Here is a 13,611-nt window from a genome sequence, read left to right on the forward strand (position 1 = left end):
ATAAATTGTTTGCCTAATATCGCTTTAGTCTTTAACCTTAACTCAGTGTCATAATAATTTATTATAACAATCGCACCCGATGAGCAGATTTGGCTTAAGAGACTGGATAATACTATTAACTTTAGTACCCACCTTAACGGTAGGTATTATCCTAGGCAGTTATTTTACCTTAACTCGCTATCAAGAACTCAACGATTTTCTCACCGAACAAGGGCAAACCATTTCCACACCGCTGGCAAAAGCCATAGAGCATGCGCTAAACAGCAACAATATTGTTGAATTAAAGTCGGTTATTAGCGATACACACAATCAACACGCGCCACTCATAAAATCAATTGTATTATTCAACGCCGATCATGAACTTATTCTCACCAGTAACTATTACCCAGAGATAGAAGAGTTTAAATTTGAAAACGGCAACGCATTGCCAAAACAGCTTTATATTAAACAATTTGAAAAAAGCATTCTGTTTTCGCTACCAATTTTCGATAAAAACGCACTGTCACAAGACAGCTTATTAATTTCCCAACATTTACCAGTAAAAGCCTATGTAAACGTAGAAATTAGTAACGATCGCGCAGTAATTGCACGCCAAAGTGCTTTGCTGTTTAGTATTGTGATTATTGGTTTAGCCGTAGCCATCGCGTTAGTAATTGCGTTTCGTTTTTCAAATCGCTTAAGCGACCCAATCAAAAAATTAGTGTTTGCAGTTGATCAGCTAAAAAGTGATGAATTAGAAACCGGTCTCGATGAGCGTATGGCAGGCGAGTTTGAAATTTTAAGACGCGGACTCAATGATATTTCGGCCAATATGGTTACGCAAAAAGATGAAATGCAGCGCCATATCGACCAAGCCATTAGCGACTACCGCGAAACGCTTGAACAATACGAAACACAAAATATTAAGCTAAATTTTGCCAAACGCGAGGCGCAAAGAGCAAACCAAGTTAAATCTGATTTCTTAGCGAAAATGAGTCATGAGCTCAGAACGCCACTTAACGGTGTTATTGGCTTTACCCGCCAGTTATCTAAAACACCACTCAATAAGCACCAAAAAGATTACCTCGATACCATTGAGTTTTCGGCTAAAAGCCTGCTCACAATTATTAGTGATATTTTAGATTTCTCTAAGCTTGAAGCGGGTGCGATGGAACTTGAGCATATTCATTTTCAATTGCGCGACACCATTAACGAGGCACTCACTTTATTAGCGCCGAACGCCCACGAAAAGCACATTGAATTATCACTATATGTTGCTGATGGGATTTCAGACCATGTGATTGGCGACCCTACCCGCTTTAAACAAATTTTAATCAACCTTATTAGTAACGCGATTAAGTTTACTGACAATGGCAGTGTTACTATTGACGTAACCGGCCGTATGTTAAGCGACCATAAGCAAGCACTGCTTATTTCTGTCAAAGACACCGGCATTGGCATCGATAGCAATAAACAAGATTCGCTGTTTTTGGCGTTTGGTCAGGCCGATTCCAGCATTACCCGTAAGTTTGGTGGTACCGGTTTAGGTTTGATTATTACCAAACACTTAGTTGAAGCAATGGGCGGTAAAATTTCCTTAAATTCAGCGCTAGGCAAAGGCAGTTGCTTTACCTTTAATGCTGAACTTGAAATTCCAAAACACCAATATGCGGTAGATTTACCACTTGGTCCGTTAGAGCAAAAACGCGTGTTATTCTTTGAACCGTTTGAACACAGCTTTGAAGCCGGCAAAGAATTGTTAGAAAGCTGGCAGTTAAATATGACTGCATGTGCAACATTCGGCGAATTGGAAGAAGCGCAAAATCAGGCGTTTAATTTTGATATTGGCCTGCTTGCTGTGAACATTGACCCCAACGACCTACACGCATGCCGCGAACTAATTAAGCGTGCACGGGAAAAATGTGATTACCTATACGTATTAGTTAATACCATATCGCATAGCTATCGCGAGGTGGTGATTAATGCCGGCGCCGATGCGTGTTTGTCAAAGCCAATGAACCATCGCAAGCTGTGCCATACACTTGCCGCCCCATACAGACTTGATCACCCAACTATTAGCACTCCGGCAACAGATAAAGAAACATTGCCATTAAAAGCGCTTGTGGTGGATGATAACGATGCTAACTTGCGCTTAATGTGTGCACTACTACGCGACAAAATTGAAAGTTTTGATACCGCACATAATGGCGCGCAAGCGGTTAGCCTTGCAAAAAGCCGTAAGTACGATGTGATACTGCTTGATATTCAAATGCCGATTATGGATGGCGTAACCGCATGCAAACTCATTTTGGAATCGTCTCTTAATGAGCAAACACCGATTATTGCAGTGACTGCGCATGCCCTTGCTAGTGAAAAAGAATCGCTGTTAAGCAATGGCTTTACCAGTTACTTAACCAAACCGATCGATGAAGAAATTTTAATGAAAACCATCGCAGAGTTTGGTTCAAAAGATTATCAACCGAAAGTACAACCTGCCAAGTTAATTAGCAGCGAACCACCGTTTTCGAGCAATATGATTGATTGGCAGTTAGCATTACAACGCGCTGGCGGAAAAGAAGATCTCGCGAACGAAATGCTGAGCATGTTACTGCTAAGCATTCCCGAAACACAAAAGTTAATTAGCGAAGCCTTTGGCGATAATGACAGTAAAGAGCTATTAAGTATTATCCATAAATTTCATGGCGCCTGTTGTTACACTGGTGTGCCCAAAATCAAAGATCTCGCAGAAACCATCGAAACCGCGTTAAAACAAGCACAAGCGCTTAAAGACATCGAACCGGAAATATTTGAGCTGCAAGATTGTTTATCGAGTTTAATGCAAGATGCTGGGGCAATTCAGAATGTAGAGTAAAAGTTTACTGTTAAAGTAGAGTGAAGATTTTGACGGGGACTTGTGAGTTTAATCTCTTCTAAATAATGGAATAAGTGCTGGAATGTCGCTGCTTCTAAAAGCAGCGACAAACACAATTTACATTCTTGCTTCTAGCATTAAGCGTTTCATATCTGAAACCGCTTTTGCTAAGCCATCAATCGCTGCACGCGCAATAATTGCATGGCCAATATTAAGCTCGTAGATTTCTGGAATGGCGGCGATTGGTTTTACATTATGATAATGCAAACCGTGACCTGCGTTTACGGTTAAACCTAAATCTGCTGCGTATTTACAACCAGCGGCGATACGCGCGAGTTCTTCATCACGGTCTTTATCGTTTTCAGCGTCTGCATACGCGCCGGTATGAATTTCAACGAATGGCGCTTTTACTCGAGCACATGCATCAAGTTGCGCTTCAATTGCATCAACAAACAGCGATACTTTAATACCGGCTGCACTGAGTTTTGCAACTGCATCGGCAATTTTTGCTTCGTTGCCAACTACATCTAGGCCGCCTTCGGTGGTAAGCTCTTCACGTTTTTCTGGCACTAAACATACGTATTCTGGATTTACCTCAAGCGCTATACCTATCATTTCATCGGTAACGGCCATTTCTAAATTCATACGTGTTTGAATGGTTTTTGCCATTACATATACATCACGGTCTTGAATATGACGGCGGTCTTCACGTAAGTGAATAGTAATACCATCCGCACCAGCGTGCTCTGCAACGGTTGCTGCATGTGCTGGGTCTGGAAATTGCGTGCCACGGGCTTGTCTTAACGTTGCGATATGGTCAACATTGACCCCTAATAAAATATCTTTCATAAATTAAGATCCAAATAATTCTCGGCTTTTCAGTTTTTTATACCCTAAAAGCGGATTAAGTAAATAGCGTGCCAGTTGTTTTGCTAATGTGCGCGTTAGCTTATCAGAAAAGTCTAAGCATGCAATTTGTTGTATTTGCTTTCCACTTAAACCTCGGCGACTACCTTTTAACGACAACCAACCTAGTTCATTTTGATACTGGTAGTACGTATCATCTTTCAATTCAGAGCCGTGAGCGTCAAAAGAAAAATCTAACCCTACACCTAGCGCTTCTAATAATTGAAATTCAAACGAACGTAAAATGGGTTCGTAGTCTTCATCATTCGCTAACTGCGTTAGATGCTGATGATACAGCTCATATATTTCATCAAGTGGTTCATTGATAGGTGTTAAGCGAGCGGTCAATTCATTGAGATAAAAACCACAGTACAAGGCTTTATTTTTGAGTGCGACAAGACTCTCTAGTTCGTATTGGTTTAAGTATTTGATATCGCCTTTGCCAACATATTGTACGCTAAGGCGACTAAATGGTTGCAGATTGGCTTTTTGTTTGATGCTGTTGCGCCCTTTAATACGGGCTAACAAGCGAAGATGACCAACACCTTGTACCAACAGGTCCAACATTAACTGCGAGTCGCTAAATGGACGTGAATGCAGTAAATAAGCTGGCACAAAGTGTTGCATTGATTAGGCCTTAGTCTTCACCATAGCCTAAGCTGCGAAGTGCGCGTTCATCATCAGCCCAACCTGATTTCACTTTTACCCAAAGTTCTAAGAACACTTTATTATCAAGCATATCTTCAAGATCTTTACGTGCTTCGCGGCCGATTACTTTAAGCTTTTCGCCTTTATTACCAATCACCATGCGTTTTTGTGTTTGGCGCTCAACCAAAATTAAGCCATTAATTTGCCAAACGCCGTTATCCATCCATTTAAACTGTTCAATTTCAACAGTCACGGAATACGGTAGCTCGTCACCCATAAAGCGCATTAATTTTTCGCGAATCACTTCTGCCGCTAAAAAGCGCATTGAGCGATCGGTTACGTAATCTTCTGGGAAGTAAAATTCACATTGAGGCAAAGTGTTATGAACGTGCTGTTTGATTTGCTCAACGCGTTTGCCGTGCTTTGCTGAAATTGGGATCATATCAAGGAAATTACCTTTCGTTGCTAACCACTGCAAATGTGGTAGTAACTCTTCTTTTTCCTTAACGTTATCTTCTTTGTTAATAGCAAGAATGACAGGCACGCCACTGCCCATTACCTTAGTAAGTACCATCTCATCGTCGTCAGTCCAACGGGTACCTTCAACCACAAAGATAATCAGTTCCACGTCACCAATTGAGCTGGATGCAGCGCGGTTCATTAAACGGTTAATTGCGCGTTTTTCTTCGCTGTGAAGACCTGGAGTATCAACATACACGGCTTGGTATTTGCCTTCAGTATGAATACCCATAATGCGGTGACGCGTAGTTTGCGGCTTACGTGAAGTAATACTCACTTTTTGCTCAACCAAACGGTTTAACAGCGTTGATTTACCCACATTTGGGCGGCCCACAATGGCAATCATGCCACAGTGAGTATCAATTGGCGCATCTAACAGGTCTTTATCAAGCGTCATCTTTAATCATCTTCAATGCAAGCTCAGCTGCTTTTTGTTCTGCTTTACGACGCGAACTTCCTTTAGCTACTACTTGAGGTTTATTCTCAATTAAGCACTCAACCGTAAATACTTGGTTGTGTGCTTGGCCTTTAGTATCAATTACATTATAGCTAGGCAGAGGGATCTTGCGGGCTTGCAGATACTCTTGTAGCAAGGTTTTTGGGTCTTTTTGATTATGCCCTGGGGTAATTGCTTGTAAACGCGTTTGATACCAGTTAAGTACTAATTCACGACATGTTTCAATGTCTGAATCTAAAAATACAGCACCTATAATTGCTTCAACGGCATCAGCAAGCGTTGATTCACGGCGATAACCACCGCTTTTCAGCTCACCCGGACCAAGGCGAAGAAAATCGCCAAGTTCAAATTCCACACCAAATTCCGCCAATGTTTGACCGCGTACTAGCGTTGAGCGCATACGGCTTAAATCGCCTTCACGGGCTTTTGGAAATTGATGATACAAAGCATCAGCTATAACGAAGCTCAAAATCGAGTCACCTAAAAACTCAAGGCGCTCATTGTGAGCACCTCGGTAACTTCTATGGGTCATTGCTTGCTCTAGCAAGCGAACGTCGTTAAAGCTGTAACCTATCTTCTTAAATAATAAGTTTACGTCTTTAGTCATTATTAACTTGTTAAAAGATTATTGAATTTTGCCAAGGCGTTCAAAGCGCACACCAGTTGGCACCCAAGACGGTAATACACTGTCTTCGTCTTCTGAAAAAGTAAAGCTCATCCAAATAAATACTGCTTTACCTACTAAATTTTCTTTTGGTACAAAACCCCAAACACGGCTATCTTGGCTGTTATCGCGGTTATCACCCATTGCAAAATAATGGCCTTCTGGTACACGCCATTCGTCTTGTGCCGTACCCGCTTGCTGATAATAGCGACCTGATAATTCGGGCATTGCTGGGTTAATTAAAATATCGTGTGTTAAACCTGAAAGCTGTTCTGTCGCGCGAATTTGTGGCACACCAGCGAGCATAAACTCACCTTGATTTACCAGTTCACGTTCCATTTTATTAAACTGACCACAAGTTAAGCCTTGGCTATCACTTTGCCCTGCATCACATTTAGGTTTAATGTAAATTTCTTTATTGCGATAAATAATGGTATCGCCCGGTAAACCCACTACACGTTTAATAAAATCAATTTTATCGTCTTCTGGGTATTTAAATACAAACGGGTCACCACGCTCTGGCGTGCCAACATCCATCAGTTGCGAGCGCCAAACTGGGTCTTTTACACCATAAGAGTATTTTTCCACCAGAATGAAATCACCTTTTAACAAGGTTGGCATCATTGAGCCCGATGGAATTTGAAACGGTTCATACAAAAACGAGCGGAAAATAGTAATGGCGGCAACCATAGGAAAAATCGACTGCGCTGTTTCAGCAATTGAGTGCTGCGGTGCAATCTGCTCGATCACTTCTTCAGTTAACGGCACACCACTTGCGCCTTGCGCCACGGCAATACGCTCTTTACGCTTGGGTGCATAAACTAAGTGATCGATTAACCAAATTAGGCCCGAACCTAAGGTCAACAATACTAAAAATATTGAAAAATAACCCGCCATGTCATTAACTCCTTACTTGCCCACTTTCAAAATGGCTAGGAAGGCGTCTTGAGGTACTTCAACATTACCGAGTTGTTTCATACGCTTTTTACCTTCTTTTTGTTTTTGTAATAGCTTTTTCTTACGTGATACGTCACCACCGTAACACTTCGCGATTACGTTTTTACGAAGTTGTTTTACAGTAGTACGTGCAATTACGTGCCCGCCAATGGTTGCTTGAATCGCAATATCGAACATCTGACGCGGAATCAGCTCTTTTAATGCTTCCGCTAATTGACGACCACGTGATTGAGATGCATCACGGTGACAAATAATTGCCAGTGCATCAACACGGTCACCATTGATAAGAATATCAACGCGAACCATATCGGCTGGTTGGAAATGCTTAAAGTTATAATCAAGAGACGCGAAACCACGACTGGTTGACTTCAATTTATCAAAGAAATCCATTACTACTTCACCCATTGGCATTTCGTAAGTAATCGCTACTTGGTTGCCGTGATAAGCCATTTTTGTTTGCATACCGCGTTTTTCAACGCACAGGGTAATTACGTTACCAAGGTACTCTTGTGGCACAAGAATATTTGCTTCAACGATTGGCTCACGAATTTCTTCAATATTACCAACTGGCGGTAAATCAGACGGGTTGTCGATGTGAATAACGTTGCCGCCCTTTTCAACAATCTCATACACTACCGTTGGTGCAGTAGTAATAAGGTCCATGTCGTATTCGCGCTCTAAACGCTCTTGGATAATTTCCATGTGTAGCATACCCAAGAAACCACAACGGAAACCAAAACCTAGCGCAGTTGAGTTTTCTGGCTCATAGAATAACGACGCATCGTTTAAGCTTAGTTTTGATAGCGCATCACGGAAGCTTTCATATTCGTCTGATGAAATTGGGTACATACCCGCATACACTTGCGGTTTTACCTTTTGGAAACCCGGTAATGGAGCATCAGCTGGCTGACGTTGCAAGGTGATGGTATCACCTACTGGTGCACCGTGAATATCTTTAATACCCGCAATAACAAAACCTACTTCACCCGTTCTTAATGTGCCGGTTTCAGTTTGTTTTGGCGTGAAGATACCTACTTTGTCGGCGATGTGAACTTGACCATTTGACATGATCTGGATTTTATCGCCTTTTTTCAGCTCACCGTGTTTAATACGCACAAGTGATACAACGCCCTGGTATGGGTCAAACCATGAATCGATAATCAGCGCTTGTAATGGTTTTTCTGGATCACCTTCTGGTGGTGGAATATTTTTAACAATGTCTTCAAGTACCGCGTCGATACCTAGACCTGTTTTTGCACTACATTGGGTTGCACCCGTTGCATCAATACCTACGATATCTTCAATTTCTTCTGACACGCGATCTGGATCAGCTTGCGGTAGGTCGATTTTATTTAGAATTGCGAGTACTTCTAAATCCATTTCAATTGCGGTGTAACAGTTAGCAACTGTTTGTGCTTCTACACCTTGACCAGCATCAACTACTAATAATGCACCTTCACACGCTGCTAATGAACGCGAAACTTCATAGGTAAAGTCAACGTGTCCAGGTGTGTCGATAAAGTTTAGTTGGTATGTTTCGCCGTCGTTTGCAGTGTAGTTTAGCGTAACACTTTGCGCTTTAATGGTAATACCACGCTCGCGCTCAAGGTCCATTGAATCCAGTACCTGCTGTTGCATTTCGCGATCAGATAAACCACCACAGACTTGGATTAAACGATCCGATAAAGTCGATTTACCGTGATCAATGTGGGCAATAATAGAAAAGTTACGAATGTGCTTCATATGTTGGATTCAATACTTCTAAATAAATAGGGTTCAAAATCAAAACGCCGATTTTACCCTTAATTTGGGCTAATCACCATTAATTTGCGTGATTGGTAAGCTGATTGGGTGAATTTTTTTTATTTTAATGCGATTTTTAAGGCCCGTTTGCTTCGCTTTTGCTAGCAAAAACCCCGTATAACCACCTAGCATTGCAGATAAAATTTGCCACCCTTCACTAACCACCAAGACATTCGCCGCAACTATGGTAAACACTAAAGCAAGCAGTAAAGGCACCATGTACGTCCACAACGACATTTTAATGACATGAGAATCATCTAAGGTTAAATCGACTTTTTGCCCGACTTCAAGGGCAGCATCACTTACAATCGTAAGTTCTGAACGTTTATTGGCAAATAGTTTAGCAAAGGTAAGCGAGCCGCATTTACCATCACAACCACTGCATGCTTGAGGTTTAGGTAATGCAAAAGTGACCAAAGTATTCTCTACTTTGGCCACCGTAAACGTTTTTTCAATCATTAGTTAGCGCGTTGAACTGATTCTGCTACTAGTTTAGCAGTCATTGGCGGCAATTGACCAATCACAGAGACTTCATAGCCTGGTGCTTGATGAATAAATACCGTTGTAGCACCTGCCGAAAGCGCTTTGCTGCGACTATTACTGGCAAGCGGTCTTTGAATAAAGACCGACACTTCAATTAACCCGTCACTATATAAATAGTAATCGGCAAGCTCACCGTTTAAGTTTAACGTTTGACGCTCTGATTTTACCAGTGCGAAACCGGCAGGCATCGCATCAACTTGCCATGTTTCAATACTTTGCTCTTCTTTTACAGCGGTTACTGGCGCAGGCAGGTTTTGCTGACTCATTTCGATAAGTTCAACACTCGGTTGTTCACTAAAACTAACGTTAGTCATTTGCAGCTGCTCAACAATTTCGCCGGCTGCCGACACATAGGCTGTTTTAAGTGGCAGCTTTGAATGCTCATCAAGCCACAACCAGTAGTTGAATTTTGCTTGGTCTTTAGATTCGATACGTACTAACTGCGCTACACGACCTGATATCCGTGACTTACCACCAATTGCAAAATGATAATTCGGTTCCAGTTCACTGATATCGTTAAAAATAATACTTGGGATCGGGCCAGCTAAAGACGAGCTATTTAAAGAATAAGGTGGGTTTTGTGGCTCGAAGTAGGTAACTACATTACCAACACGCAACATTTCAACACCCGCACCGTCGAGTAGACTTAGGTGCTCAAGTTCGGTGCCTTTGTAATTTGCATGTCGCCACGCGTAAGGTTCTATATTATTTCGCCCTTTTACAACTACAAACGAGGCGGTAAAGTTACTGTTTTTGACCGTATTGGCCATTTCTAATAAAAGCTGTTTCGCTTCATTAGGTTCAGAAGCAAAGCTTGGCAACGCAACTACAAGCCAAGCTAAGACAACGAATATTCGCATCTACTGATTGTTCTCCAACTCGTCTTCTTTCGCTTTTTCAGCTTGAGCAATACGCGATTGTCTTTGATGCTCTAATAACAGCGCACCTAGACGTTTTTCTTCAAGCTCGCGCAGTCCTTTTTGAGCGGTTTCAAGCGCAGGTTCAGTTGAATAACTTACTGGCGTTGCAGTACCACCAAAAGGCATGGTTTCTAAATTTTGCAGTTGTGGCTCAGGGCTAATGATATCTGCATCCTTGGGAACAGATTGCACGCCAATTACCGCAACAGCAGCAACACTTGCTGCAATTGCCATTTGGGCAAACGGTTTTTTCCAATTTGAGATTGCGACTGTGCTTTGTTGATTTACCGCAGCAACTTGCTCAGTAACGCTTGGCGCTTCTGGCACTTGGCTGTAGGTTTCTTCTTGTTCTAATGCCAGTGCAACTTGATCTGCGATATCGATTTGAATAAGTTCTTTGCCTTCGCCACGCATTACATCACCAATCAGTGAATAACGCGATGCAGCGTGCTCTAACTCATTCCCCAAATGTCGGCTTTCGAGGCTGTGTTCGTCATCAAACAGTGCCGATATTTGTTCTTTTCGTTTCTCATTCAAATTAGTCATAAAGTGACCTATGCATTATTTAAAATTGGATTAAGTCGATTATCGATTGCCTCGCGAGCACGGAATATCCGCGATCTCACTGTCCCGACAGGACAGTCCATTATCATGGCAATGTCTTCGTAACTTAACCCCTCTAATTCGCGTAATGTAATTGCCGTTTTAAGATCATCCGGTAAGCCGTCAATGGTCCTAAAAATTACCTGCTTTATTTCATCGCTTAGCAACAAGTTTTCTGGTGTTGAATTACTTCTCAGTGCATCAGCGCCATCATAAAATTCTGCATCATCCGCATCAACATCGTTGGCTGGCGGACGGCGCCCTTGTGAAACTAAATGATTCTTAGCACAGTTAACAGCTATACGATAAAGCCAAGTGTAAAAAGCACTGTCACCGCGAAAACCCGGTAACGCTCTATATGCTTTAATAAACGCTTCTTGTGCAATATCAGAAACATCTCCATGGTTAGAGACGTAACGTCCAATTAAGTTCGCAACTTTGTTCTGATATTTTTTAACTAACACATTGAATGCGTTTTTATCACCCTGCTGAACTTTTCTTACTAGCGCTAAATCCAAATCCTGCTCGCTCATTCGAGCCGGTACTCCTCTTAATTTATAATCTTTCTCTAGTTCCCAAGAGTAATGTCACAATATAGGACTCAAGGAGTTTGAAAAAGTTCGAAACATTTTATAAAAACTTTAAATCAATTTATCTTTGCTAATCTTAAACATAGATAAATAGACTGTCACAGGGTCACTTTAACACTTTTCCTTAAGCAAAATTAGCATAAAATCACGTTATCGCTATTTCTTCGCTGTTTTTCACATTCTTATACTACCTTACAAATAGGCTGTGCGACTTTTGTCTTTTTATCATTGTCATAATTAATGTTATTATATGCCAAATAAATTACCTGCATTGTAAAGTGATACCTGTATGACAAATACACCACAGTTAACAACCGATGTTGTCATCGTAGGAAGTGGTGCTGCTGGACTAACCTTAGCGCTTACCTTAGCAAATCACTGTCACGTCACCGTATTAAGTAAAGGGCCATTAACTGAAGGCTCAACTATGTATGCCCAAGGTGGCATCGCCGCAGTTTTTGATAAAGAAGACAGTGTTGAATCGCACGTTGAAGACACCCTCGCAGCGGGCGGTGGACTATGTGATCGCGACGCCGTTCATTACACTGCAAGCAACGCTAAAACATGCATGAAGTGGCTAATAGAACAAGGCGTACCATTTGATATGGATAAAAACGCCCTTGGCAAAGAGCGCTACCATTTAACCCGCGAAGGCGGTCATAGCCACCGTCGTATTCTGCATGCAGCTGATGCAACCGGTAAAGCTGTACAAACCACGCTTATCGATCGCGTAAAAGAGCATGAAAACATTTTATTGCTTGAACGCTATAATGCAATTGACCTAATCACCGATGAAAAACTGAATAACACCGGCAAACGCTGCCACGGTCTATATGTTTGGAATCGCATTACCGAACAAGTTGAAATTATTAGTGCTCGTTTTGTCGCACTTGCCACAGGCGGCGCAAGTAAAGTCTATCTATATACATCAAACCCTGATGTTTCTAGTGGTGACGGCATTGCAATGGCGTGGCGTGCAGGCTGCCGTGTCGCCAACATGGAATTTAATCAATTTCACCCAACCAGTTTGTACCACCCTGAATTACAAAATTTTTTAATTACTGAAGCGATGCGCGGCGAAGGGGCGTACTTAAAACGTCCTGATGGTTCACGCTTTATGCCTGATTTTGATGAGCGCGCCGAACTGGCGCCGCGTGATGTGGTTGCGCGCGCCATCGATTATGAAATGAAACGCCTTGGCGCTAACTGCGTTTATCTCGATATCAGTCATAAAGATAAAAACTTTATTATCGACCACTTCCCCACTATTTACGCAAAATGCTTAAGTGTTGGCCTCGATATTACCAAAGAAGCAATTCCTGTGGTTCCAGCGGCTCATTATACCTGTGGCGGCGTAATGACAGATTTTAATGGCAAAACCGATTTAGATAATCTTTATGCCATTGGCGAAGTCGCTTATACCGGCCTGCACGGCGCTAACCGCATGGCGAGTAATTCACTGCTTGAGTGCATTGTATTTGCGCAAGCTGCCGCCAAGGATATTATGGCTAAGCTTAATTCAGAACATAGTGCACCAAGCATTCCAAACTGGGATGAAAGTCGTGTGACAAATTCTGATGAAGAAATTGTTATTACTCATAACTGGCACGAACTGCGTTTATTTATGTGGGACTACGTTGGTATTGTTCGCACCACCAAGCGCCTAGAACGAGCGCTTCGTCGCATTGAGTTACTGCAACAAGAAATTGATGAGTACTACACTAATTTTAGAGTGAGTAATAATTTATTGGAGCTGCGTAACCTAGTTCAAGTGTCTGAGCTCATTATTCGCAGTGCGCTTGAACGAAAAGAAAGCCGCGGTCTACACTATACCCTTGATTACCCAAATCAAACTGAAAACCCAACGCCTACCGTGCTACACAAAAACGCATCAACTTAAACATCTCGATAAACGGCTCTCAGTAGCCGTTTTTTATCTTTTGTAGATAACTTGTTTAGCAAAATCAGTTTACTACACTTACTTTTTTGCCCTTTAAAGCGAATTAATACAAACCATGCAGTTACAATACTAAACGGACTTATTTCACCGATTTTATTGCCGTCGTGCTGACACAATACACGCTCATCTTCGAGTAACAAATAACAGTCACTTACTAACGCTCTTTTTAGCTTAAAGAAACAGATAATAC

At 41.9% G+C, this 13,611-nt stretch carries 13 protein-coding genes; 2 read left to right on the plus strand and 11 right to left on the minus strand.

Annotation, left to right across the window (positions count from 1 at the left end):
* The first annotated feature begins 79 nt into the window (after nt 1-79).
* Nucleotides 80-2,851, plus strand: a complete 2,772-nt coding sequence (gene barA, locus AC2IOM_RS00700) for a two-component sensor histidine kinase BarA (RefSeq protein WP_486358813.1) — start codon at nt 80-82, stop codon at nt 2,849-2,851.
* 117 nt (nt 2,852-2,968) lie between these two features.
* On the opposite strand, the gene pdxJ is transcribed toward barA, so the two are convergent.
* The 10 genes from pdxJ to rpoE form a co-directional block, all read right to left on the minus strand.
* Entirely contained in the window at nt 2,969-3,700 is a 732-nt protein-coding gene (gene pdxJ / locus AC2IOM_RS00705; protein ID WP_486358814.1) for a pyridoxine 5'-phosphate synthase, read from the minus strand.
* Between the two features lie 3 nt (nt 3,701-3,703).
* Entirely contained in the window at nt 3,704-4,384 is a 681-nt protein-coding gene (gene recO / locus AC2IOM_RS00710) for a DNA repair protein RecO (RefSeq protein WP_486358815.1), read from the minus strand.
* A gap of 10 nt (nt 4,385-4,394) precedes the next feature.
* The gene (gene era, locus AC2IOM_RS00715; RefSeq protein WP_010560766.1) at nt 4,395-5,321 is read right to left on the minus strand and encodes a GTPase Era; all 927 of its coding nucleotides are present in this window, start codon (nt 5,319-5,321) and stop codon (nt 4,395-4,397) included.
* Nucleotides 5,311-5,988: a ribonuclease III gene (gene rnc / locus AC2IOM_RS00720; RefSeq protein WP_010560767.1), complete on the minus strand. Its 678-nt coding sequence runs from the start codon at nt 5,986-5,988 to the stop codon at nt 5,311-5,313. The genes era and rnc overlap by 11 nt, the downstream gene beginning before the upstream one ends.
* 18 nt (nt 5,989-6,006) lie before the next feature.
* Nucleotides 6,007-6,942: a signal peptidase I gene (gene lepB, locus AC2IOM_RS00725; RefSeq protein WP_486358816.1), complete on the minus strand. Its 936-nt coding sequence runs from the start codon at nt 6,940-6,942 to the stop codon at nt 6,007-6,009.
* Between the two features lie 12 nt (nt 6,943-6,954).
* A complete protein-coding gene (lepA, locus tag AC2IOM_RS00730) occupies nt 6,955-8,745 on the minus strand; it encodes a translation elongation factor 4 (protein WP_010560769.1) in 1,791 nt (596 codons plus the stop codon).
* 69 nt (nt 8,746-8,814) lie between these two features.
* Nucleotides 8,815-9,264 carry a SoxR reducing system RseC family protein gene (locus AC2IOM_RS00735; RefSeq protein WP_486358817.1) on the minus strand — a complete coding sequence of 150 codons (450 nt, stop codon included), beginning with the start codon at nt 9,262-9,264 and terminating at the stop codon, nt 8,815-8,817.
* Nucleotides 9,264-10,208, minus strand: a complete 945-nt coding sequence (locus AC2IOM_RS00740; RefSeq protein WP_010560771.1) for a MucB/RseB C-terminal domain-containing protein — start codon at nt 10,206-10,208, stop codon at nt 9,264-9,266. The genes AC2IOM_RS00735 and AC2IOM_RS00740 overlap by 1 nt, the downstream gene beginning before the upstream one ends.
* Nucleotides 10,209-10,814 (minus strand): sigma-E factor negative regulatory protein, encoded by a 606-nt coding sequence (locus AC2IOM_RS00745; protein ID WP_486358818.1) that lies wholly within the window; start codon nt 10,812-10,814, stop codon nt 10,209-10,211.
* Nucleotides 10,815-10,822: 8 nt separating this feature from the next.
* Nucleotides 10,823-11,404: an RNA polymerase sigma factor RpoE gene (gene rpoE, locus AC2IOM_RS00750; RefSeq protein WP_486358819.1), complete on the minus strand. Its 582-nt coding sequence runs from the start codon at nt 11,402-11,404 to the stop codon at nt 10,823-10,825.
* Between the two features lie 346 nt (nt 11,405-11,750).
* Between rpoE and nadB the strand changes: the two genes are divergently transcribed.
* Complete coding sequence (gene nadB / locus AC2IOM_RS00755) at nt 11,751-13,361, plus strand: L-aspartate oxidase (protein ID WP_486358820.1); 1,611 nt, start codon at nt 11,751-11,753, stop codon at nt 13,359-13,361.
* Here the strand turns inward: nadB and AC2IOM_RS00760 are convergent.
* The gene (locus AC2IOM_RS00760; protein ID WP_486358821.1) at nt 13,358-13,561 is read right to left on the minus strand and encodes a hypothetical protein; all 204 of its coding nucleotides are present in this window, start codon (nt 13,559-13,561) and stop codon (nt 13,358-13,360) included. The two genes, nadB and AC2IOM_RS00760, sit on opposite strands and share 4 nt — an antisense overlap.
* Nucleotides 13,562-13,611: the final 50 nt, after the last annotated feature.

The organism is Pseudoalteromonas sp. NS-SX12, from assembly GCF_057367955.1.